Here is a 22,761-nt window from a genome sequence, read left to right on the forward strand (position 1 = left end):
CCGTCCTTTTGGGCGGCCTTCCTGTTTTAGGTCAAGACCAAAGTCCAGAGGCAGAGAAATTCTGCGCTAACGGCCAAAACCGGTGTTTTGGAGCGTATGACGCCAGATTTATCGGCCCAACCGACCGCTACCGCCACGGCGTTCTGGGGGATGATCTGGAATGGAGCGGGCTGCTGTTAACAGGACCGCGAAAAAGCGACACATTTCTAATCGGCCTAACCGATGAGGTGTTTGAAGACGTCGCCCCAAGGCTCGCAGATTTTGACGGTGACGGCGTGCCAGAGGCGGTTGTGGTGCAATCCCACCCCGAAAAAGGCGCGCAACTGGCGATTTACAGTCGCCACGGGAAAATTGCAGCAACTCCTTATATTGGCACGCGCTATCGTTGGCTGGCCCCGATTGGGATTGCCGATTTCAACGGGGACGGGGATATGGACGTGGCCTATGTGGATCGCCCCCATTTGGCTAAAACCTTGCGGGTCTGGACCTTTCGCAAAGCCGCATTGATAGAGATTGCCGCGATGAAAGGGGTCACAAACCACAGGATTGGCGAAGAAACCATCACCAGCGCCATCCGCCATTGCAGCGGGCGCCCCGAAATGGTGCTCACCGACGGAAACCGCGAACATATCCTATCAGTGTATTTTGAAAACGGCGCGCTGACATGGGTAAATCTTGGCCCCTACAGCGACCCCAGATCAGTGACCCAGCCACCTGCCTGCTAAACGCTGCGCCGAAACCGAACTTGACTGACAGCCAGCCCTAGCAAAATCAGTACCAGCGCCCCAAGGAACTGGCCGGGCAGGTTTTCCCCCAACAGAACCACACCAAAAACCACAGCCCAGACAGGCACCTGATAATTCACCATAGACAGAAAGCTAGGTCCGGCGGAATTGATCACGCTCACCAGCATGATCGTCGCCAGCGCTGTGGGGAATACCCCCAGATAAATCACCGCCCAAATCGCCGTTGGCGCAACATCTACGGGCACCCCTTCGACCCAAAGTGCAGTTGGGATCATAACAAGGCTGGCCAACAATAACGCCCCCGCCGCAAACCCCATATTTGACACGGGCGGCGACAACCGCGTGATGATCGAGCCTATGGCATAACATCCAGCCGCTGCAACGCAGGCCAGCCGCGCCAACCCTTCAAGGTCAGTGCCGCGCGGATCAAATGCGTCCAGCCCGATCAGCACAACCGTTCCGGCAAATCCGATGCAAAACCCGATAACCTTGCGCGGGCTTAGAAGTTCACCCGGCACCAGCAAAAAGGCCAATGGCAGAACCAGCAACGGCACAACAGCCATCGTGATACCCGCGAACCCAGAGGTGACCCACAGTTGCCCCCAGCTAAGCAATGTGAAAGGAATAGCGTTTGAAAACAGCGCCATGCCCAAGCAATGCAGCCAGATGCGCTTGTCATTCGGACCACTCCACCCAGGCAAACGCCGCCCCAGCCCATAGGCCATAGCGGTCAGTGCAACCGCCCCCAAAGAAATCCGGATCGCTGCCACCGTAAACGGCCCAAACCCCTGCAAGGCAAATTTTGAGCCCATAAAAGAAGCGCCCCAAATCATCGCCAGCAAAAGCAATAAAATCCAGTTCTTCAAACCGGGGGATTGGGGCTGTGTCATGGGGGTATCCTCGCAAAAGTGATACCCCCTTAACCTGTTATTGATCACTCGGCAACGTGCAGTCAATACTGCATCAATGTTCCCCAAATACTCGGAATCTAAACCCGTTAATGGGACAGTTTACTTGCCAGATAATCTACAAACACCCGGATTTTCGGGGATAAGTTACGTTTCTCGGCGTAGATCACAGCCAAGTCCGCATGGGGCTGCACAAACTCTGGCAAAACCCGCACCAGACGGCCAATCTCAAAATCATTATCCACAATAAAATATGACAGACGGGAAATCCCCAAACCGTTTAGCGTGGCGCGGTAAATTACATCTGCGGAATTGCCAAAGAAATTGCCCGTTACGTCAATCTGCGCGGCCCCGTCCGGCCCCATCATATCCCAAGTGTTCCGGCGCCTGATTTTTGTCACTTGCAGACAATTGTGCTGGCTCAACTGTTCCAGACTGCTCGGCATTCCATGTTTTTCCAGATATTCGGGCGCGGCACACATCACCCGTTCATTGGTGAAGATCCGCCGTGCGATGACCTTTGGGTCGTCCATCTGCTCGGCAAAACGCACGGCGGCGTCAATATCCTCGGCCTCAATATCCGCACGTCGGTCGGACAGTTCCAATTGCAAGGTTAACTCGGGATACATCTCCAGAAACTCTGGCATCAGGGGGATCAACCGCGCCTTGCCAAAAGCGACCGAGCAGATCACCCGCAGCATTCCGCGCGGTTGGCCTTCAGCCAGATCAACATCTTCGGTGGCATTGCGCACCAGCAGCGCAATTTCAGCGCATTTTGAATGGAAATCCCGTCCCGTGTCAGTCAACAGGATGCCATCATTGGTGCGGTGCAGCAATCTTGTGTGCATCCGGTCTTCCAATTGGCTGATTTGTTTACTGATCGCCGAGGGCGTCCGCCCGAAACTGCGCGCAGCCGCAGAAAAGCTTCCGCTTTCAACGACTTTCGCAAAAACCACCATTAATCCTGCAGTATCCATGCCTCGTGACCCGTTTCCAAATTGGCATACCCCTTGTGAGCATAACTAGCGTTGTTTGCGCCGAAGTCCCACGCTAATGTTGCGGTGCAGCATGGAATACTGCGTTGCGGCATAAATAACAGGCAGTGCGTCTAGCACCGCCACATTAGATTGCAGAATACAAACACATCCACCTCCTCCCGGATGATGTTTGTGGTAAGTGGCCCTCCCGTATCCTCCTCCCACGGGAGGGCTATTTCTTCCAGAATGCCAGTAAAGCCCGACTTTGGCTGATGCCGATTCCCCCCAGAATCAATCCCATTCCAGCATACATAGGTGTCGTGATTGTTTCACCGATAAACACCATTCCAAAGATCACAGACCAGACTGGCACCATGTAGCTGGTCAAGCTCATGAAAACGGACCCCGCGGATTTGATGATTTTCACCCGTAGGATTGCGCCGATGGCTGTCGGTACTAAAGCTGCATAGATCAGGGCATATCCTGCGCTGCTGTTTAAAGATGCAGGCGTACCTTCAAACCAAAAGGCGAGGGGGAGCAGAATGATCACCCCGACCCAAAGTGTAGCAGCGGCAAAGGCAAGTTGGGGCATTGTCGGGCTGCGTCGCGTCAGAATGGACCCGATGGCATACATGCAGCCCGTGCCGATACAGGCCAGTTGGCCCAATGTTTCCAGATCGCGCCCGCTGGATGAAAACGCACGGGGGCCAACCAGCACCAACAAGCCGATGAACCCCACAACAAACCCCGCAATACGGCGCGGGCCGATGCCTTCATCTTTGGAAAAAATCGCGGCCAATGGCAGGATCAGCAGCGGCACCGCCCCCATGGAAATCCCAGCAAAGGCCGACAGTACATGCTGCTGTCCCCATGTCAGCAGCGCCATACCCATCGCCACCGAAGTCAGCCCGAAGGCGCAGACATAGGTCCAACTGTGCAAGCCGGTGATCCGGTGCATGCCTTGCCCCATACTTGCCCCCAGCACGGTAATCGCCAAAGCAGCAATACCCACGCGCCCCGTGGCCACCCACCACGGCCCAAACCCGCCCAAGGCAAGTTTGGTGGACAGGAAAGCCCCGCCCCAGATTGCCCCCAAGACGATGATTAATAGCCAGTTTTTCAGGCCCGGATGTTCAGGAGATGCTGTCATAGCGTTACGCTAAACAAAAAGGGCATCGCTGACGATGCCCTTTTCACATACTTCGGTCTTTACCGAAGTGCGTTTAGTTTTTGGTTTTATCAACCATTTTACCAGCAGAAATCCAAGGCATCATGCCGCGCAGGGTTTCACCCACTTTTTCGATCTGGTGCTCGTCGTTGATCCGGCGTGTCGCTTTGAACGACGGCTGGCCAACAGCGTTTTCCAGCATGAAGTCACGCACGAATTTACCCGTTTGAATGTCTGTCAGAACGTCTTTCATGCGTTGTTTTGTTTCAGCGTAGGGCAGAATGCGCGGGCCGGAAACATATTCGCCATATTCCGCAGTATTAGAGATGGAATAGTTCATGTTGGCGATACCGCCTTCATAGATCAGGTCCACGATCAGCTTGGTTTCGTGCAGGCACTCGAAATAGGCCATTTCAGGCTCGTAACCGGCTTCAACCAGCGTTTCAAAGCCCATGCGGATCAATTCAACGATACCGCCACACAGAACCGCTTGTTCACCGAACAGATCGGTTTCGCATTCTTCGCGGAAGTTGGTCTCAATAACACCGGACCGGCCGCCACCGATTGCGGAACAGTAGGACAAGCCGATTTCCAGCGCTTTGCCGGATGCGTTTTGATCCACAGCCACCAGACAAGGCACACCGCCACCTTTGGTGAATTCGCCGCGTACCGTGTGACCCGGGCCTTTTGGCGCCATCATGATCACGTCAACACCAGCTTTTGGTTCGATCAGGCCGAAGTGTACGTTCAAACCGTGGGCAAACGCGATGGCTGCGCCGTCTTTCAGGTTGTCGTGAACGTATTTTTTATATGTTTCTGCCTGCAATTCGTCGGGCATTGTGAACATGATCAGGTCACACCAAGCAGCGGCTTCGGCGATACCCATAACGGTCAGGCCTTCGCCTTCAGCTTTGGCAGCCGAGGCAGAGCCTTCGCGCAGCGCCACAACAAGGTTCTTCGCGCCAGAATCACGCAGGTTCAGCGCATGGGCATGCCCTTGCGAGCCATAGCCCAGAATAGCGACCTTCATGTCCTTGATCAGGTTGATGTCGCAATCGCGATCGTAATATACACGCATGATATTCTCCTTAGGGTGCAGTATCTGGCCACAGATTACGGGAAACCACACGAGAGAGGGTTCAAAACATCACAAATTCCCGTGCTTTCTGCAATTGTTATTCGTCATGCGTGCTGATACTGAGTAATTCATGCAAACACTCGACGATACAGACAGAAGATTGCTGCGCCTGATGCAGCATGACCCCTCTGCCAGCACCGCCCAATTGGCAGAGCAGGCAGGCCTGACTGCGGCTTCTTGCTGGCGGCGGATTGAACGGCTTGAAACATCGGGCATCATCCAAGGGCGTGATATCCGCATCGACCCCAAAGCATTGGGATATGAAGTCGAGGTCTCTTTGCGTATCACCTTGGATAAAACCCAGTCCAACGCCTTTGATGCCTTTATCGCAGACGCCCGTAAAATCCCCGAAGTCAATGAAATTCAAACCTTTTTAGGCCGTGTCGATGTGCGCCTGAACGTATTGGCCCGTGACATGGCCCATTACCAAGACATCTACCGCACCCGCATTCTCGCCTTGCCCCATATTGACGATATCGAAGCCTTGATGCTGATCTCCAACCTCAAAAACTCTGACATTTTGCCGTTATGATAGATCTGGATGACACCGACCGTGCGATTCTGCGGGCCTTGCAAAAAGACGGCTCTTTAAATGCGGCGGCCGTGGCCAAGCGGGTCGGCCTGTCGCAACCCGCCTGTTGGCGCCGCATCCGTAAACTGGAAGAGGGCGGCGTCATCACAGGCCGTAGCATCCGCCTCAACCAAGAGGCTTTAGGCTTCGGCGTCACCGTCTTCCTCGGCATCAAACTCGCTACCAAAGGCCGCGTCAGCGTCGAAGACTTTGAACGGGCCGTGACCGCCATCCCCGAGGTCCAAGTGGTGCAACACGTGCTTGGACTTTACGATTACCGACTCAAAGTGGTCGCCCGCGACATCGCCGATTTCGAACGTGTGCTGCGCCGCCGCATCATGACCCTGCCGGGCGCTGGTAACGTCGACGCCAATGTCCTGCTCAGCGAAGAAACCAGCCCAATTCTGCTCTGATCATCTTCTTTCGAGCCAAAAATACCTGCGGGGGAGCCAAAGGCGGGGGCCGGCGAGGCCCCTAAACCAAGCCTCATGCGCCGCGTTTGGCGATAAAATAGACCTGCGGTGCGGCGTCTACATCGCTTGCCACCAAAACATGCCCTTGTTCCGCGCAAAAATGCGGCATGTCGATGACCGCAGCAGGGTCATCTGCCGTTACACGCAAAATCTGCCCCGCGGCCAAAGCCTGCAAGCGTTTTCGCGCCTTTAAAACGGGCAAGGGGCATAACAAACCCGTGGCATCAAGATCAGCATCATAGTCCATACCCGCCAGTTAATCGGCTTTGTTGCAAGAGTCCACGCAAGCGTGATCGCTTCTGGGATGACGGGGGTGCGCGCTTGCAGTAAGGCTGTGTCATGTTTGGAATTGACGTCATAGATGCAGCCCTGCTGCCCTCGCTGCTGGTCGCTTTGCTGGCTGGCGTTATTTCCTTTCTCAGCCCCTGCGTGCTGCCGATTGTGCCCCCCTATATTGCCTATATGGGCGGCATCACCATGGCGGATATGACCGAAGGTAAACAATCGAACCGCCCTGCGATCATCGCGGCCATCTTCTTCGCGCTTGGCCTGTCTACGGTGTTTATTTTCCTCGGCTTTACATCTTCCTTGCTGGGCCAGATTTTCCTGCAAAACCAACGGGTTTTCGGAATGGTTGCAGGCGGGATCATTATTCTGTTCGGCCTGCATTTCATCGGCCTGATCCGCATTCCCTTCCTGTACCGTGAAGCCCGCATCGACGCAGGCGATCAAGGCGGCAGCGCCTTTGGGGCCTATGTTCTTGGGCTGGCTTTCGCCTTTGGCTGGACCCCCTGCATCGGCCCGATCCTCGGCGCGATCCTGTCTGTGGCCGCCCAAGAGGGTTCTATCGCGCGGGGCACAATCCTGATGGGGTTCTACGCGCTTGGCCTTGGCCTGCCGTTCATTCTCGCCGCTGTTTTCATCAACCGCGCCGTGACCATCATGAACCGCTTCAAACGCCATATGGCTTTGATCGAAAAGATCATGGGTGTCCTGTTGATCTGCGTCGGCCTGATGCTGGTGTTTGATCTGTTCTCGCGGTTTTCCTACTGGCTGCTGGAAATGTTCCCCGCTTTGGCCTTGGTGGGTTAACCGCCTTACTTTCGCTAGAATTCCTGCCTATAGTGACAGGGATTTAGCAGTATCAGGTCCGAATAATGCCCGAAGAGGCAAGACACACCGTCAAAACCCGCCAGATGTTCTATATTCCTGGTTACGATCCGGTGCCCCCGCGCCGGTATCGCGAGTTGTATCGTAAGGAAGGCGCAGAGCAGGCTGAAATTTCGGGCTACCAATTGAAACTTGTCCCCAAAGCCAGAGGTGTTGAATATTTCGGCTGGGGGGTTGAGTCTGAAATCGACGGGAAATTCACCAAAACCGAGGCTCAAGTGCTGTTTTGGGCTGATATTGTGCAAACCTCGATGGATCAGAACATCGCCCGCACCTATCTTTTGCTGCTGACCACGGCATGGGAATACATCGGTTCCGGTGCGCTGTTTGGCCTGATGAAACTGCGCATTGGTCCGGTTCTGGCCGCGCTTTATCCCGTTGCAATGCTGTTGGTTCAACTTTTTCTGGCCCTTGGGTTGGCGGCGGCGGCCTATTTTCTGTCGGTTCAATATCTCCACTGGTTGTCAGGCCTGATTGCTGCGCCGCTGATACTCATCGGCCTGTTGACCTGGTTCAAACGCAAAGACGCCCATCTGTTTGCCTATTACCTGATGCATGATTACGGCTATTCCGCCCGCTTCAAAGGGGAAAATCCGCCCGAATTGGAACTGCGCATGGCTGGCTTTGCCGACCGCATTGCGCACGCCCTGCAATCTGATGTGGATGAGGTTCTGGTGGTCGGCCATTCATCGGGCGCGCATCTGGCGGTCAGTATTCTGGCCGATCTGATCCGTCAGGGCAGGGTGCCGGACCACGGCCCGCGGCTGGCCCTTTTGACCCTTGGGCAGGTGATCCCCATGGTCAGTTTTTTGCGCAATGCCAGTCGCTTACGCGGCGATCTGAATTTCCTGTGCCAACAAAAGTGCCTGTCTTGGGTAGATGTGTCCGCCCCCAGTGACGGCGCCACCTTTGCACTTTGTGATCCGGTTTCTGTGTCAGGCGTGGCCCCCGAAAACGGAAAAATCCACCCGCTGGTGCTGTCAGCGGCCTTTACCCAAACCCTGTCAGAGGCCCGACAGAAAGAAATCAAAAACAAATTCTTCCGCCTGCACTTTCAGTATCTTTGCGCCTTTGATCTGCCCAAAGAATACGATTATTTCAAAATCACTGCCGGACCCGAGTTTTTGGCGGATCGTTTTGCCCGCCGCAACCACTCTCCCTCGCGGATCAGCCGCGCCGTGAACCCACATACGAGCATGTCTGGATGAGTGATTTCACCCCGCCCAAACCAGCCTCACGCCCTGACAAAGTATCCCTGTGGCAGCATATCCAATTGTTCCGTAAAGACATTTTTGCCAGTCAACCCGAACGGCTGTACCGCGCTTGGATGGCTGAATTCCGCATGCCTTTTTTTCGCAGTTATTTTGTAAACCAACCCGAACTGGTTAAAACCGTCCTAAACGAACGCCCCGATGATTTCCCTAAATCCGAAATTATCCGTGGCGCGCTGTTTTCCTTGCTGGGGGACGGGGTTTTTGTGTCAAACGGCGAAAAATGGAAACATCAGCGCCGTATCATTGATCCCGCTTTTGAGGGCGGGCGTCTGCGCGATGTGTTTCCATCCATGCTAGACGCTGGCCATGCAGCGGTTGAACGGTTGACCCCGCTTGCCACAGGGGCCTCGCTTGAAATCGAAGAACAAACCTCGCAACTGGCCGCCGACGTTATCTTTCGCACACTGTTTTCCATCCCGATCACCGATAATGACGCCAAAGGTGTATTCGAAAATTTCCGCAATTATCAACGTACCCAGCCTTTGATGAATGTGGCAAGTTTCTTTAAAATGCCCCGTTGGATGCCTGCGTTTCAACGGACCAGCACCAAAGACACCAGCGCCAAAATTCGGGCTTTGCTGACCAAACTGACCGACGACCGCGCGGCGGAAATTGCCGCTGGCACAGCGCCCGACGATCTGGCCACCAAAATCATGACCACTGCCGATCCTCTGACGGGGGAAAAATTTACTGGTGCGGATATGGTGGATCAGGTGGCGATTTTCTTTCTGGCTGGCCATGAAACATCCGCCTCGGCGCTGGCTTGGACGCTGTATTTGCTGGCAGTAGACCAATCCGCACAGGCCCGCGTCGCAGCCGAGGCCCGTACCGCCAGTGCTGATGGGGATTTCAGCTTTAAAAACCTTTCAAAAATGCCTTTCACCCGCAATGTCTTTCGCGAAGCCTTGCGCCTGTATCCCCCCGTGCCCATGATGGTACGTGAGAACCTGAAACAGGAAACCTTTCGCAAACGTAAGATCAAAGTGGGCAGTCAGATCGTGATTTCGCCTTGGCATATGGGCCGACATCAGCGGTTTTGGGACAAACCCGATGTGTTTGATCCGGATCGCTGGGACCGCCCCGAAACCAAGAAGCCCGCGCGCGAGGCGTATATCCCGTTTTCCACTGGCCCGCGGGTCTGTACTGGCGCCGGGTTCGCCATGGTGGAAGGCGTGCTGCTGCTGGCTATTCTAGCAAAATCGTTTGAATTCAGGGTGGTGGATGGTAAAGTGCCTGTTCCCGCTGCTCATTTGACAGTGCGGGCCAAAGACGGAATTCACCTTAGCTTGCGGCCCCGTGGTCCCGATACCAGCGAAACACAAACAGTCGAATAGCAGAGGCCAGGCCGCAATCAATTCCCCGTTCCGCATCAATACGCGCCGCTAAAGCGTTCAGTGCGGTGCCCTCTGCTTTGGCAATTTCGCGAAAGCCATCCCAAAATTCCTGCTCTAGGGATACGCTGGTGCGATGACCTTTTAGGGAAAGTGAATGTTTGCTGGGCCGATCATATCCCATCATGCCGCCTTAAACTGCGATAAATCCACTGGCAAGACAGGCCGCGCGCAGGGGCCGTAGCTTAGCGGGTGGGATTCAAGATGCGGCATCAGGGAAAACACCAACCTGCGATCCTCGGGTGTCAGGGACATCAGCGAACTGGGGCAGGGATAAAAGCTTTCGGTTGGGATGCCGTCGGCAAAGATGATCTGGTGATCGTCGAACAGCAGGTGGATATAGCGGGTGTCTTTGGCGACGGGGTCCAACTGGATATTGCCGTCATTCACCAGAATTGCGGCGGGGGCTAGAATGCCGCTAGTGCCATAAACTTGCAGGATTTCATCGGTTTCCAGAACCATCCGATGCTTTTGGGAAACACGCATGTCGCTGATTGGCAGGCCTGGTCCAAAAGTATCACGACGAATAACCACAGGGCGTAAATGGGGGGCAAGATTGATGCGGGTTTGTGTCACCTCACGGGAGCCGATCCAGCGGATTGGTTGCAGCCCGTTGTCAGCTGTATGCACCAGATCACCCACCCGCAGGTTCTGAATTGGCAGATCGCCAAATGCGGTCAGGATGTTGCAGCCTTGGGTGAAACAAACCAGCCCGTCGTGATCCAGCGTGACCGAATTCTGGCTTGCGGTGACGTTTAAAATGGCTTCACCGCGGGCTAATTTGCCTTTGATCAATACAATCCGTGTTGGGCAGCGTTGTCCGTCGATGCGGCGCAATTGGGCGAATTGAACGCGGCGTTGGCGGCGGGTGTTGGGATTGACCACACCTGACCAGACTGCCCCTTGGGCAGGGCCGGATAGTAGGTATTCAACGCCGTCTATCTGGCAGCGGCTTTGATCCGCGCCTAAATTCATCAATGTGTCAGGGGCCACAGCCAGTTCGGCAAGACCCTCACGCAGAGTCGTGCATTCCCCGTCTACCTCGGGTTTTCCTAAGGTTTCGTAAAAGGTGATGTTCACATCACACCTATATGTTCTGGATGCCGCCCCCGCCTCGTCGCGGGGGCGTAATCGCCTGCCTCATGTCTGTCCAGCTTGTGCCAGATCATTTTATGTTTTTATCTTGCGCCAAGGTTTGGGTTCGTTCAATTCCCTGTGCGCAATGTATTTCTAATTTTGCTGGATTGAGTCTTTCGCGTCACAACCCCAGCCCCATGCCAGCAAAAGCACCGCGCCGCATCAGTGAACGGGTTTCCTGTACCTTCAGGCTTAGTCGGGCGGTGGGGCCGTATTCGGTTGGTTTTTGTTCCAGCTCTGGGAAGATTTCAAACAATTCACTGCGAGCGTCGTCTTCGATGGTGTCGAGCGCATGATGCCCGGGGTGAAAGCTTTCGGTCGGGGTGGCATTGGCAAAAATCACCTCATGTCGGTCAAACAGGATGTGGACGTATTCGGTTTCGCGCAAGCCATAGTCGATTGTAACCGATAAATCGTTAAGCAATCCCTTCGCAGGCACCAAGGCCTCGGTCTCGCCGTAATCAAGCGCTGTCCGTTCAGAGCGTACTAACATGCGATGTTGTGGCGAAACCCACATATCCCGTTCTGGCAGACCGTTTCCAAAGGCGTCTTTGCGGATGCGTACGGGGCGCAGTTCGGGATAGGCCTGCAATCGCGCACCAGTCATGCGTTTGCGGCCAACCCAGCGAATGGCCTGTAAACCGTTATCTGCCGTAATCACCAGATCGCCTACCCGCAGGTTTTCCACCGCAACTTGCCCCCGTGGTGTTGTGATCATAGCACCCGGCGTGAAGCAGATGATGGACGGGATAGAGTTATAGGGAATATCCGAGTTGCCGTCTTTCAAGCGGATATTGCGCAGGCGCATACCTGGGTAGAATTCCGGACCAGAAAGCTGCACCAGTCTGTCTACACGGTCATCCACGCCATCGTTTTCGGCAGTAAGATAGGCGAAGGTTACGGTTTGATTGTACCAACCGTGCCGGATGGTGGCGCTGAAAATTTCAACATTGTCACCGGTGGATTCATAGTCAGGCCAGGCTGAAGATTCAAAATCCACCCCGTTGATGGAAAACTGTATGCCCGTATCGTCGGCACCAGATTGAAGAAAACCGTCATTATCCTCAACCACGGCCTGCCCGCTGGAACCCAGCGTTAGGCTACTGTAGTTCAACGGATCGCCGTTCACTTCAAAAAAGGTAAATTGTCCCAATCACCCGCCCGATACCCTAGGGCAGATAGACCCTCACCTTATGCTGGTGATGTTATCCGCTGCCCGCCTCTTGACCTTTGACCTCTCTGACGGAGGTTCTGGTTCTTGCCTAAATATTAGGTCAGGAGGGGGAATCAGACAAGGTTTTTTCCCAAAACAGCGGCTATATAGTGGTGTTATGTCGTTATTTTACTATATACCTGCTATTTTAGCTGCATCTTGTGGTGCATGTGTCCACCTTAGGTAGTTGAACGTCATACCTGAAGTTTTTTCCAAACCCTGTTGGGGGATTGCGACAGGCTATGTGTTGACCCATTTATCGTTCCAGTGTTCGGGCCGTTTGGATGTCTGTCAGCGGCCTGTTTGGCGAAAGAGGCGCTCATCTCTGTGAATTCAAGCCTGAGGGTGCCATTGCCCAACCAATCGACCCCAGCGCGCTGTTTGACAAAGCTCTGACACTTTGGTGGCGCTGGAAAGCCCTTACCCCCGTGTCGTTTTGGATAAACCGCCGCGCCAGCGGTTTCGCTGCCAATTGCCCCTATAGCACCCAAGTGTTTGGTCCAGCTGCCAAAGCTGTGTTTCATCAAACTACCCCCGTAATTTTAAAGTCGTAAGTTATTCAGCGTGAAAACTGACTGCGCCCAGTCTTACAGGGAAGTGGCGTGGATGCGGTTAATCGGCAATTCGAAAATACTTAGGTTTTGAGTCAAAAAGAGCCGCACCTGCGGGGCAGGGCGGCTCTTATCGGGGTGAAATACAGCTTATTTAGGGCCGATCATATCCGCTGGCTGTACCACTTCGTCAAAGCGTTCTGCGGTGACAAAGCCCAGTTTCACGGCTTCTTCTTTCAGGGTGGTGCGGTTCTTATGGGCGGTCTTGGCAACCTTCGTGGCATTATCATAACCGATTTCAGGCGCCAGCGCTGTGACCAGCATCAGGCTTTCCCACATCAGGGTTGAAATCCGTTCCTCGTCAGCCTCAATGCCCACAACACAATTGTCGGTAAACGCAACTGACGCATCGCCCAGCAATTGCATGGATTGCAGCACGTTATAAGCCATCATCGGTTTATAGACGTTCAGTTCAAAATGCCCTTGCGAGCCTGCAAAGCCAACGGCGGCGTCATTGCCAAACACATGGGCGCAAACCTGTGTCAGCGCCTCACACTGGGTGGGGTTCACTTTGCCCGGCATAATGCTGGAACCTGGTTCGTTTTCAGGCAACATCAATTCGCCCAAGCCGCAGCGCGGACCGGAACCCAGCAAGCGAATATCATTGGCAATTTTGAACAGGGACGCGGCGACAGTTTTCAACGCGCCTGACATTTCCACATGGGCGTCATGGGCGGCCAGAGCCTCAAACTTATTCGGGGCGGTGATGAACGGCAGGCCGGTGATCTCTGCCATGTTCTTGGCAACCATTTCCCCCCAACCGATTGGCGTGTTCAGACCAGTGCCCACAGCCGTACCACCTTGGGCCAGTGGATAGATGTTTTCCAGCGCGTGTTTCACCCGCTTGATGCCTTGTTCCACCTGATAAGCATAGCCGCCAAATTCCTGACCCAGTGTCAGGGGCGTTGCATCCTGTGTGTGGGTGCGGCCGATTTTAATGATGTCTTTGAAGGCTTCGGCCTTGGCTGCCAGTGCGGCGTGCAGTTTTTCCAGACCGGGGATCAGCACGTCATGGGCTGTCATAGCCGCGGAAATATGCATGGCGGTGGGGAAGGTATCGTTCGAGGACTGACCCATGTTGCAATGGTCGTTGGGGTGAACGGGTGTCTTGGTGCCCAATGCGCCGCCCAGCATTTCGATGGCACGGTTGGACACAACTTCATTTGCGTTCATGTTGGACTGGGTGCCAGACCCTGTTTGCCAAACCACCAGCGGGAAATGATCGTCCAGCTTGCCTTCAACCACTTCACCAGCGGCCGCAATCATCGCATCAGCCAGTTCAGCGGGGATTTTACCCAATTCTTTATTCGCCTGCGCACAGGCTTTCTTGATCACACCAAGGGCGCGTACCACCGCAACCGGTTGTTTTTCCCATCCAATCGGAAAGTTCTTCAGGCTGCGCTGGGTTTGTGCGCCCCAATATTTGTCGGAAGGAACCTCCAACGGGCCAAAACTGTCGGTTTCTGTGCGGGTATCGGTCATCTCGGGCTCCAATGTAAAAAACTTGGCTACCATATACTGCTGCCAATGATGCTTGCCAACGTCCAAAAGTCATATCACTGTCACAGGATGAACACCTATTATAATCTGGGCGGGCACAGCCGCGCCATTACCACCCCATCCCCGCAAGCCCAGCTTTGGTTTGATCGGGGATTGAACTGGACTTTCGGCTTTAATCACAACGAGGCGATAGCCTGTTTTGAAAAAGCACTGGCCGCTGATCCCGCCTGCGTCATGGCCCATTGGGGCATCTGTTATGCCATCGGGCCAAACTATAATTATACTTGGCCCGACTATCCCTACCGTGAGAAACAAAAGGCGGTTGCCGTCTTTGGAGAACATTATGCTGGGGCGCTGAAAGGTCTGGACGGTGCCACCCCGATGGAACAAGCCTTGATCCGCGCCCTTGCAGCCCGCAATATTACTGCCGCTGAGGAAGAGGATTTCCAACCCTATACCGAGGCATACGCCCAAGCGATGCGCAGCGTTTACCGCGATCACCCCACTGATCTGGACATCTGTGCGCTGACAGCCGAGGCCTTGATGAGCCGTTCCCCTTGGGCCTTGTGGGATCTGCAATCAGGTGCGCCTGCCCAAAATGCCAGTACCGCCGAGGCGATGACCCTGATGGAAACCGCTTTTGCCAATGACCCCGCCGCCATGACGCACCCCGGTCTGCTGCACATGTATATCCACCTGATGGAAATGTCGCCGCACCCTGAAAAAGCACTGAAAGCGGGCGATGCGTTAACCGGATTAGTGCCAGACGCTGGGCATCTGCAACATATGGCCACCCATATTGATGTGCTGTGCGGGCAATATCAAAACGTGGTCACCCGCAATGGGGTGGCGTGGAAAGCGGATCAGAAGTATCTGGCAGAAAACGGCCCGTTTACCTTTTACACCACCTATATGTGCCACAACCTGCATTTCCAGCTGTATGGTGCCATGTTTCTAGGCCAGATTGGCCCCGCGTTACAGGCGGCGGATTTTCTGGAAAACCTGTTGACCCCTGACGTGATTGAACCCGCGGCCGACTGGATCGAAAGCTATTTTCCCATGCGCCTGCATGCGCTGATCCGCTTTGGCCAGTGGGATGCGATCAAAGCCTATGTACCACCTGAAAACGCAGAATTATTTGCCTTTACCCACGCAGTTTCCGCCTATGCCAAGGCGGTTGCATGTGCGGCCAGCGGTGATGTGGCACAGGCTGAAATCCACCGCGCGGCGTTTTATCCCGCCAAAGCCGCCGTGCCCGAAACGCGGGTTTTGTTTAACAATCTATGTTCGGACATCCTGAATATCGGCACCCAAATGCTGGAAGGCGAGCTGGCCTACCGCAAAGGCGATTATGATCTGGCTTTTGATCATCTGCGCAAATCTGTCGAACTGGATGATACACTGCCTTACGAGGAACCTTGGGGCTGGATGCAGCCCAGCCGTCACGCGCTGGGGGCGCTGTTGCTGGAGCAGGGCAGGGTCGCCGAAGCCGAGGCGGTCTACCGCGCCGATCTGGGTCTGGATGGAAAGCTGGCACGCGCCTGTCAAAACCCTGATAACGTCTGGGCTTTGCACGGGCTGCATGAATGTCTGATGAAAACGGGGCAGGTCGGGGAGGCGCGGTTGATCAAGCAGCGTCTTGATATTGCCAATGCCCGCGCGGATGCACCGATTAAGGCGTCCTGCTTTTGTCGGTTGACCCATTAGGGGCTGTTAGCGGGGGCGCTGCCCCCACACCCCCGAGGTACTTCAACTCAAAAGAAGTCAGTGTTTGCGGAAACTATCAAGCGAGACAACTTCAGCGTCGCCTTTTGGTGTGGGCTCGTCGTCTTCTTCGTCTTCGATCACCATCATCGGGCTTTCGGGAACGTCGTCGAGTTCCATTTCGTCTTCATCTTCATGGGAATCAAACCGCAGCCCGAATTCGACCGATGGGTCCACAAAGGTGCGGATTGCATCAAACGGAATGACCAATGGTTCGGGTTGGTCGCCGAAATTCAGGGTAACGGCGAAACGGTCTTCGCTGACCACCAGATTGTCGAACCAGTGCTGCATCACAACGGTCATGTCTTCTGGATAGCGCGCGCGCAGCCAGTCGGCGATGTCGACACCGGGGTGTGTGGTGTCAAATGTGATAAAGAAATGATGCTCGCCCGGCAGATGTCCGATCTTTGAAATATCGATCAATAGCTCGCGCATCAGCCCGCGCATGGCGCGGTGCATTAGCTGGCCGTAGGGAATTGTGTCAGTCATAGTTCTTGTTAACCGTTTCTAGGGGCTTTCCAGTACAATAGCCTGTTCCGCATTTATGGAAAGCGCAAGTTGTTAAGAAGTTACCTGCAAGGCGGTTGAATGATGTAGAATCACTGTTTTGAATTCTGCTTGAAATTGGGAAAATCGCTGCTCGGATATTCTGCAAAAACGCCCATTTTTGTTAAAAATCTTCAAAAAATGCACAGAAAATGATAAATACTGGGGGTTTTTAAATTTTCAAAAGTGGTGAGTTAGGCGGAGTCGGACCGATATAGTCTGCCCATTCTTTCATTTTATGCTGTTAAATCAATTGTATAAAACGATGCCTGAAAATCGTGGGTTGATCAAACAAAGCCCTGTTTTCCAATTTTTCAAAATAAGGCGAAAATGTGGAAAAAATTGGACAAAAAGTTCAAAAATTGTTAATTTTGTGGCATAATCTGTTTCAGTGCTGAACGCGAAACCTGATTTGCAGCGTTCAAATTTTGTGAAGGAAACACATAATGGCTCTTGGCTCCTCAACCACAACGTCTTCGAACAGCGGTACTTTTGACGGGCTGGACGCGACAATCGAATTAACCACACCCACATGGACAGATGAAACGCTGCCTGTGGACGTTTCGATCACAACAGATGGTCTGTCACCTGATATCAATGTTGCACTGGTGGTGGATACATCTGGATCAACGGGGTTTAATTCCGGCTCGGATGTGGATGGGGATGGTGATTTTGATACATTCCTTGAAGCCGAACAAATCGCCGCCAAGGCGCTGTTTCAAAGCTTTCTGGATGCGGGATATGATCCATCCACAGTGGAGATTACGCTGGTTGAATATAATTCGGGCGGCAACACGTTGGGGACGTTTACTCTGGACCAGCAGGCTGAATTTGAAGCGGCGGTCGATGGTTTGAACGCAGGGGGCAATACCAACTTTGAGGCCGGTTTGGATGAGGTCCTAGATACCTGGCAGGCGGCAGGTGATGTGGATGGAACAGACACCAACGCAGTGGTTTTCCTGTCTGACGGTGAACGCAATCGCGGCGATAATGCCGCTGATGAGCTGGCGCAGCTTGAATCCACCTATAACGCTAAAGTAACCGCAATTGGGGTCGGCGCGAATTCGGACTTGGGGGATTTGAACGTCATCGACAATACAGGCGGTGCGGATAAGGTTGTGAATGTGTCCGAACTGGTGGACGTGATCACTGCACCTCCGCCACTGCCGGCACTGGATTCAGTTGATTTGTTGGTGGACGGAGTGGTCTATGACACGTTTACCCCTGGTGATGGCACTTTGGTGCAGACACCGCTGGGGTACAGTATTTCGGCCCATGATATTGTCGGCTGGCCCTATGCGCCCGGTGACAATATCGAAGTAACAGCTGTTGCGAATTTTTCCAGTGGCGCCACCTTGTCCACAACCAGTTTGCTTATTCCTGTGACCATCTGTTTTGCGACGGGAACAAAAATCCTAACGAATTCGGGATATAAAACAGTTGAAACCTTGCAAAAAGGTGATGCTATTCTGACTCGTGACAACGGGTTGCAGGAAATCCGCTGGATCGGCTCGACCCAAGTGTCGGCTGCTGCCATGGTGCAAAATCCTAACATGCGTCCGGTGAAAATTGCGGCCCATGCCTTTGGTGAAAACATGCCAGAGCAGGATCTGACGGTATCCCGTCAGCACAGAATTCTGGTCGAAGACTGGCGCGCAGAGTTGTTGTTTGACAGTGACAAAGTCTTGGTGCCCGCCCATGCGCTGGTCAATGACATCACCGTCACCAACCAAAGTCCGGCAGAAGGTGTGACCTATTTCCACATCGTCTTTGACGAACATGAAGTGATCGACGCACAGGGCCTGATGACCGAGAGCTTCCATCCCTGCCGCGCCACCGTTCTGGGCATGAAATCAGAGGCCCGTGCCGAACTCTTCGCTCTGTTCCCGGAACTTTCACCTGAAAATGGCAACATAGAAGCGGCTGCATTTGCACCAGCTTACCCTATGTTGAAAGGCTTTGAAGGCCGCTTGTTGGCCGACAAAATGGCAAGCTAGTCAATAGCTTACCCTCCAACTTAAAAACGCCGCCTCGTCCGCGGCGTTTTTTTGTGGCCGAAGAATAGGGGATGCTTCGTCATCTTTAGTCAGGTGCTTGCGGGGTGCTTTGCAAAGCAGAGCAGCTAAAAAGCAAAAGTCGGCAAGACGGAGCCTGTGCCCGCCATAAGTCGTACTATCTAAGTGTGTTGAAAGTGCAGGCTTCTGTTGCCAGGTGCCTGCGGACCCCGCCTAGGCTGCAAAGCCTAGGACTAAGTTTTCAGTATTCCGGACTGCTTACGCAGCCAGGGCAACTGGAGCTCTGTTGTCATTTGCAACTAGCTTAAATGTACCGATAACGGTGGTAACTCACCGAGCAAAAGCAAACATCTTTAGACGTCCGTCGATCCTATTTCGACCCCATACCCCCTGCAAAGACAGGTGTTTTGGTGGAGTCGCCGGGTACCGCCCCCGGGTCCGATCCGTTTATTACATGCGCGTTTATCACCATAGTCCCGCAAGCGAGACATTTCTGATATAGGGCCACGGGGGCAGGGTTTCAAGGGGTTTCAGCAGAGGCTTCACGATTTGGGGCAGAGTTCTGATGCTCCCCCAGTCAGTCTAGAAAATCTGCTGCGGCATCGGTAATTTGCTGATCAAAGGCTGCGTGGCGCTGCACAAGTTCGGTGCCAAACGGAGTCAGCTTTGTGCCACCACCCGTGCCGCCCCGTTCACTGATCAAAACGGGCTGGTCGAAAATGCGCTGGATGGTTTCGATCAGAAACCACGCCCGCCGATAGCCAAGTCCCATGGATTTTGCCGCCGCACTGATAGAGCCAGTGTCGGCTATCAACCGCAACAGTTCGATTTTACCGCCGCCAATCATGTCGTTTTGCACCAGAACCTTGGTACGCAACTGCGGTGTCAGGGCGATGCGCTCGGCTTTGCGGTTGTTTTTCTTACGGTTCATCAGGGTTCGCTCTTGTTCCGTTTTCGCGCGCGGGCTAGGCATAGACACAATATGCTAAATTTAGCACATTGAGTTTCCAACCGGAGGACCCCCATGCGTTTGTTCAGATTTCTTGGCATTTTCGCGGCCTTTGCTGCTCTTAGCAACCCCGCTGTGGCGGATGCGGATCGGGTACTGGTGCAATCCACCACGTCTACCGAAAACTCCGGACTGTATTCCTATTTGTTGCCTTTGTTTCAGGCTGAAACCGGTCTGCGGGTCGATGTGGTTGCGGTTGGTACAGGTCAGGCGATCAAAAACGCGCGCAACGGGGATGCGGATGTGCTGCTGGTCCACGCGAAAACCGCCGAGGAGAAGTTCGTTGCTGACGGAATGGGCGTGAAACGCTTCGATCTGATGTATAATGATTTCGTCTTGATCGGCCCAAAGACGGATCCGGACGGGGTCGGCAATACCAAAACACTGCCCGAGGTTCTGGGTCTTTTATCCCAAGGCAAAGCGCCATTTTTCTCTCGCGGGGATGACAGTGGCACCCATAAGAAAGAGCGGGCCTTGTGGCAGGATGCAGGGATCAAACTCGATCCATCCGGGGCAGGGTGGTACCGCGAAACCGGCGCAGGCATGGGCGCAACCCTGCGGATTGCGGTTGAATCCCAAGGTTATACTCTGTCAGACCGCGCCACTTGGATCGCTTTTGCCGGCAAAGACCAGCATGAAATCCTATTTGCAGGGGATGCAAATTTATTCAATCAATACGGAATCATAGCGGTGAACCCAGAAAAACATCCCCATGTGAATACGGCAGGGGCGCAGATGTTTATCAACTGGATGTTGTCCAAACACGGGCAGGATTTGATCGCGGCCTATACGCGAGAGGGGCAGCAGTTGTTTTTCCCGAATGCGGTGGGCGGAGCCCAAACCCACTGACACATATCACGGTGTCAGGGCCGCAAATCTTGGCACCAATTCCCGCAGTAATTTACGTTTCATAGCGCGGGGATAATCAGCATAACTGTTGGCAACTTCAACAAAAGGAAACGGCCCGCGGATCACCCGTTTGATGTAAAAGTTCACCGGATCAGGGGTCGCCCCACTCACAACCAGCCCGTTGATCGTCACACCTTTTCGACCAATCGCCACAGAGACAGGCACCACTTGCGGGCCGTCATTGGAAATTCCGTCGCCGGAAACATCAATCACGCGGCGGCGGCATAAGGCGGCTTTTTGCCCGAATAAAGTGTCGGCGTGGATCAACGCCTCAGAGACCGAAGTGGCGGCCTTGTCAAAACCACGGCTCACTTGGATCAGCTTTTCCACAAAGCGCACAACGCTGCTTTTATCTTGCAGCAAAAGCCAGTCCACAACCTGCCGCTGCTGCCCCGCACCGCCCCATTGGGTGACAGTGACCATCACGCCGCCAGGCATCCATTCGATCAATTCCAGAACCTCATCATCCACAAAGGCACTGGCGATCCCGTCGCGCATTAACTGATATTCCTGTGCATCCACCGAGCGGGACACATCCAGCGCCACCACCAAAGCCACCTCGCAAGCAGCAACGGCTCGCGTGGTGCACAACGTCAGCCAAAGGATCAACAGAGGCAGGGCAATCTGTTTCATAATCAAAACCTACAGCAGATTGTCCTTTGTACAAATCACAATCCCCAAGCTTCTAGCGCTGTAACGCTGCAAGCCCCGGGACCAACTCTCGCAACATCTTGCGCTTGATGGCGCGGGCATAGTCTTCAAAACCACCAGCGGTTTCGATGAAGCTATTGGGGCCAAGGATCACCTCGGCTTGAAAATAGGCAGTCAGTTCTGCCACATCGCGGGTGGCCACGACCAGTGCGTTCACAGTGACGCCCTCTGCTTCAAGACGGGCATGTACATCGCGGGGACGGGGGCCGACGTTGTTTTTACCGTCGCCCGATACATCAATGGTTTTCATTGAACAATTCCGCCGTGTGGCCAATTGTTGTGCGCCAAACAAAAGGGCTGTACCCAGTCCCGTGGATTCCCCTTCGGAACTGCGCTGCACCCGCGAAACCCGATCGGCTACCGTGCCTAAAACTCCTGGATCGGTAATCCGCGTCCAATCGACCCAAATCCGTTGATGTGTCTGCCCACCCCATTCAAACACCAACAGGTCCACCTCGGCCCCTGTGGCACCAATCATCCAGTCCGCCACCTGTGGATCCCGCAAAGCGCGCACCAACCCGTCACGCTGTAGCAAATATTCGGGCGTCGAAACGCTGGCAGATACATCAATCGCCAGAACCAATGCCTGCCGACAGGCCTGCGCGGTGCTGCCCAATCCCAAAACCAGCCCTAAAACAAGCGCAGCGCTTAACCTTTGACCTGCTGTTTTGAGTATTTCTGGAACATTGAAACGCAATTCCAACACCTCAATCCGCCCCATTCTCTTTTTGTTTTTCAAATATCCAAATCCTGCCATATCAACGGTTTCTAGGGTTCTCACTCCACATGAGCCACCTGTTTTGTAACCTCACGGATCAACTTCCTGCGGATTTTTTCCGGGTAGTCGCGAAATCCAAAGGCGGGGAGGACGAATGAATTGGGACCTGCAATCACTTTTTGGCGGTAGTATTCGGTTAATTGGGCGGTTTCTCCCTCGATCGACAGCCCGTTGATCACAAATCCGGCCGCCGCGAGGGTTTCTTTGATGTCTTCAGGGGCGGCACCTTCGTTTGAAGTGCCATCGCCTGACACGTCTATCACACGTCGTTCGCAATCCGAAACGGCACCGAATTGGTTTGCGGTAAAGGCCAGAGCCTCGCCTATTCCCGTCGAAAAGTTACGCCATTTGCGGGGGACGGTTTCAACTTTGCGGGCCAGTGCTTCTGCGTCTTCCTCTGTCAAAACACGGTGCCATGGAACGACGACGGCTTGTCGGGATTGCCCCGACCAATGGACGACCAATACGGCCGCTTGTTCCGTAATCAGCGCATCTGCTACCAATCCATCGCGCAAAGCGGCTGCCAGTCCACCCATTTGCAGATCATATTCATAGTCATCAACCGAGCCTGACACATCCACAGCCAGCGCAAGGGCCACACCGCAGGCCTGTGCAGAGAGTGCGCTTGCGCCTGTGACCACCATGGCGCAGGCCCAATGTGTCAGTGATTTTACGGCTTTGGACATGCCTTAACCTTTTAAACCTACCTTCACGTTAGCGGCAGGACAGGCTTGCGGCAATCATATGCCGAT

23 protein-coding genes and 1 other RNA gene are annotated in these 22,761 nt (G+C 54.1%); 9 read left to right on the forward strand and 15 right to left on the reverse strand.

Translation table 11 applies throughout. From position 1 onward, the window contains the following. The first annotated feature begins 8 nt into the window (after positions 1-8). Positions 9-725: a VCBS repeat-containing protein gene (locus GGE09_RS16170; RefSeq protein ID WP_309747201.1), complete on the forward strand. Its 717-nt coding sequence runs from the start codon at positions 9-11 to the stop codon at positions 723-725. On the opposite strand, the gene GGE09_RS16175 is transcribed toward GGE09_RS16170, so the two are convergent. The 4 genes from GGE09_RS16175 to ilvC form a co-directional block, all read right to left on the reverse strand. Continuing rightward, positions 722-1,636: a DMT family transporter gene (locus GGE09_RS16175; RefSeq protein WP_309747202.1), complete on the reverse strand. Its 915-nt coding sequence runs from the start codon at positions 1,634-1,636 to the stop codon at positions 722-724. The two genes, GGE09_RS16170 and GGE09_RS16175, sit on opposite strands and share 4 nt — an antisense overlap. Positions 1,637-1,743: 107 nt before the next feature. Then, positions 1,744-2,631, reverse strand: coding sequence for a LysR family transcriptional regulator (locus GGE09_RS16180; protein ID WP_309747203.1), 888 nt, complete (start codon positions 2,629-2,631; stop codon positions 1,744-1,746). A 232-nt stretch (positions 2,632-2,863) separates the two neighbouring features. After that, positions 2,864-3,781 (reverse strand): DMT family transporter, encoded by a 918-nt coding sequence (locus GGE09_RS16185; protein WP_309747204.1) that lies wholly within the window; start codon positions 3,779-3,781, stop codon positions 2,864-2,866. A gap of 73 nt (positions 3,782-3,854) precedes the next feature. After that, positions 3,855-4,877: a ketol-acid reductoisomerase gene (ilvC, locus tag GGE09_RS16190; RefSeq protein WP_309747205.1), complete on the reverse strand. Its 1,023-nt coding sequence runs from the start codon at positions 4,875-4,877 to the stop codon at positions 3,855-3,857. 130 nt (positions 4,878-5,007) lie between these two features. Between ilvC and GGE09_RS16195 the strand changes: the two genes are divergently transcribed. Beyond that, complete coding sequence (locus tag GGE09_RS16195; RefSeq protein ID WP_309747206.1) at positions 5,008-5,469, forward strand: Lrp/AsnC family transcriptional regulator; 462 nt, start codon at positions 5,008-5,010, stop codon at positions 5,467-5,469. Then, a complete protein-coding gene (locus tag GGE09_RS16200; RefSeq protein WP_309747207.1) occupies positions 5,466-5,921 on the forward strand; it encodes an Lrp/AsnC family transcriptional regulator in 456 nt (151 codons plus the stop codon). The genes GGE09_RS16195 and GGE09_RS16200 overlap by 4 nt, the downstream gene beginning before the upstream one ends. A gap of 73 nt (positions 5,922-5,994) precedes the next feature. Here GGE09_RS16200 and GGE09_RS16205 read toward each other — a convergent pair whose 3' ends face one another. Continuing rightward, entirely contained in the window at positions 5,995-6,228 is a 234-nt protein-coding gene (locus tag GGE09_RS16205; RefSeq protein WP_309747208.1) for a sulfurtransferase TusA family protein, read from the reverse strand. 92 nt (positions 6,229-6,320) lie between these two features. On the opposite strand from GGE09_RS16205, the gene GGE09_RS16210 reads away from it, so the two are divergent. From GGE09_RS16210 to GGE09_RS16220, 3 genes are all read left to right on the forward strand, one after another. Then, the gene (locus tag GGE09_RS16210; protein ID WP_309747209.1) at positions 6,321-7,073 is read left to right on the forward strand and encodes a cytochrome c biogenesis protein CcdA; all 753 of its coding nucleotides are present in this window, start codon (positions 6,321-6,323) and stop codon (positions 7,071-7,073) included. A 65-nt stretch (positions 7,074-7,138) separates the two neighbouring features. After that, positions 7,139-8,359 (forward strand): hypothetical protein, encoded by a 1,221-nt coding sequence (locus GGE09_RS16215; protein WP_309747210.1) that lies wholly within the window; start codon positions 7,139-7,141, stop codon positions 8,357-8,359. Continuing rightward, on the forward strand, positions 8,356-9,759 hold the full coding sequence (locus tag GGE09_RS16220; RefSeq protein ID WP_309747211.1) for a cytochrome P450: 1,404 nt from the start codon (positions 8,356-8,358) through the stop codon (positions 9,757-9,759). Before GGE09_RS16215 ends, GGE09_RS16220 begins: the two co-directional genes overlap by 4 nt. Here the strand turns inward: GGE09_RS16220 and GGE09_RS16225 are convergent. The 4 genes from GGE09_RS16225 to fumC all read right to left on the reverse strand — a co-directional run bounded on the left by GGE09_RS16225 (position 9,707) and on the right by fumC (position 14,259). Continuing rightward, on the reverse strand, positions 9,707-9,943 hold the full coding sequence (locus tag GGE09_RS16225; protein ID WP_309747212.1) for a ribbon-helix-helix domain-containing protein: 237 nt from the start codon (positions 9,941-9,943) through the stop codon (positions 9,707-9,709). The genes GGE09_RS16220 and GGE09_RS16225 overlap by 53 nt on opposite strands. Next, positions 9,940-10,896: a Hint domain-containing protein gene (locus GGE09_RS16230; RefSeq protein WP_309747213.1), complete on the reverse strand. Its 957-nt coding sequence runs from the start codon at positions 10,894-10,896 to the stop codon at positions 9,940-9,942. Before GGE09_RS16230 ends, GGE09_RS16225 begins: the two co-directional genes overlap by 4 nt. A 178-nt stretch (positions 10,897-11,074) precedes the next feature. Beyond that, entirely contained in the window at positions 11,075-12,106 is a 1,032-nt protein-coding gene (locus tag GGE09_RS16235; RefSeq protein WP_309747214.1) for a Hint domain-containing protein, read from the reverse strand. Positions 12,107-12,867: 761 nt separating this feature from the next. Next, complete coding sequence (gene fumC, locus GGE09_RS16240) at positions 12,868-14,259, reverse strand: class II fumarate hydratase (RefSeq protein ID WP_309747215.1); 1,392 nt, start codon at positions 14,257-14,259, stop codon at positions 12,868-12,870. 87 nt (positions 14,260-14,346) lie between these two features. Between fumC and GGE09_RS16245 the strand changes: the two genes are divergently transcribed. After that, on the forward strand, positions 14,347-15,984 hold the full coding sequence (locus tag GGE09_RS16245; RefSeq protein ID WP_309747216.1) for a hypothetical protein: 1,638 nt from the start codon (positions 14,347-14,349) through the stop codon (positions 15,982-15,984). 57 nt (positions 15,985-16,041) lie between these two features. On the opposite strand, the gene GGE09_RS16250 is transcribed toward GGE09_RS16245, so the two are convergent. Then, complete coding sequence (locus GGE09_RS16250) at positions 16,042-16,530, reverse strand: ClpXP protease specificity-enhancing factor SspB (RefSeq protein WP_309747217.1); 489 nt, start codon at positions 16,528-16,530, stop codon at positions 16,042-16,044. A 503-nt stretch (positions 16,531-17,033) separates the two neighbouring features. Between GGE09_RS16250 and GGE09_RS16255 the strand changes: the two genes are divergently transcribed. Continuing rightward, the gene (locus GGE09_RS16255) at positions 17,034-18,584 is read left to right on the forward strand and encodes a Hint domain-containing protein (RefSeq protein WP_309747218.1); all 1,551 of its coding nucleotides are present in this window, start codon (positions 17,034-17,036) and stop codon (positions 18,582-18,584) included. A 193-nt stretch (positions 18,585-18,777) separates the two neighbouring features. On the opposite strand, the gene ssrA is transcribed toward GGE09_RS16255, so the two are convergent. After that, positions 18,778-19,130: a transfer-messenger RNA gene (gene ssrA, locus GGE09_RS16260) on the reverse strand. Between the two features lie 49 nt (positions 19,131-19,179). Next, positions 19,180-19,533 carry a LysR family transcriptional regulator gene (locus GGE09_RS16265; RefSeq protein ID WP_309747219.1) on the reverse strand — a complete coding sequence of 118 codons (354 nt, stop codon included), beginning with the start codon at positions 19,531-19,533 and terminating at the stop codon, positions 19,180-19,182. 93 nt (positions 19,534-19,626) lie between these two features. Between GGE09_RS16265 and GGE09_RS16270 the strand changes: the two genes are divergently transcribed. Next, on the forward strand, positions 19,627-20,460 hold the full coding sequence (locus GGE09_RS16270) for a substrate-binding domain-containing protein (RefSeq protein ID WP_309747220.1): 834 nt from the start codon (positions 19,627-19,629) through the stop codon (positions 20,458-20,460). A gap of 6 nt (positions 20,461-20,466) precedes the next feature. Here GGE09_RS16270 and GGE09_RS16275 read toward each other — a convergent pair whose 3' ends face one another. From GGE09_RS16275 to GGE09_RS16285, 3 genes are read right to left on the reverse strand one after another with little or no spacing between them, the layout of a single operon-like run. Next, positions 20,467-21,153, reverse strand: coding sequence for a DUF1194 domain-containing protein (locus GGE09_RS16275; RefSeq protein ID WP_309747221.1), 687 nt, complete (start codon positions 21,151-21,153; stop codon positions 20,467-20,469). 52 nt (positions 21,154-21,205) lie between these two features. Beyond that, on the reverse strand, positions 21,206-21,970 hold the full coding sequence (locus tag GGE09_RS16280; protein ID WP_309747222.1) for a DUF1194 domain-containing protein: 765 nt from the start codon (positions 21,968-21,970) through the stop codon (positions 21,206-21,208). A 38-nt stretch (positions 21,971-22,008) separates the two neighbouring features. Continuing rightward, positions 22,009-22,695 (reverse strand): DUF1194 domain-containing protein, encoded by a 687-nt coding sequence (locus GGE09_RS16285; RefSeq protein ID WP_309747223.1) that lies wholly within the window; start codon positions 22,693-22,695, stop codon positions 22,009-22,011. Between the last annotated feature and the right edge of the window lie 66 nt (positions 22,696-22,761).

It is taken from the genome of Roseobacter sp. N2S, assembly GCF_031454055.1.
Taxonomy (GTDB): Bacteria; Pseudomonadota; Alphaproteobacteria; order Rhodobacterales; family Rhodobacteraceae; genus Amylibacter.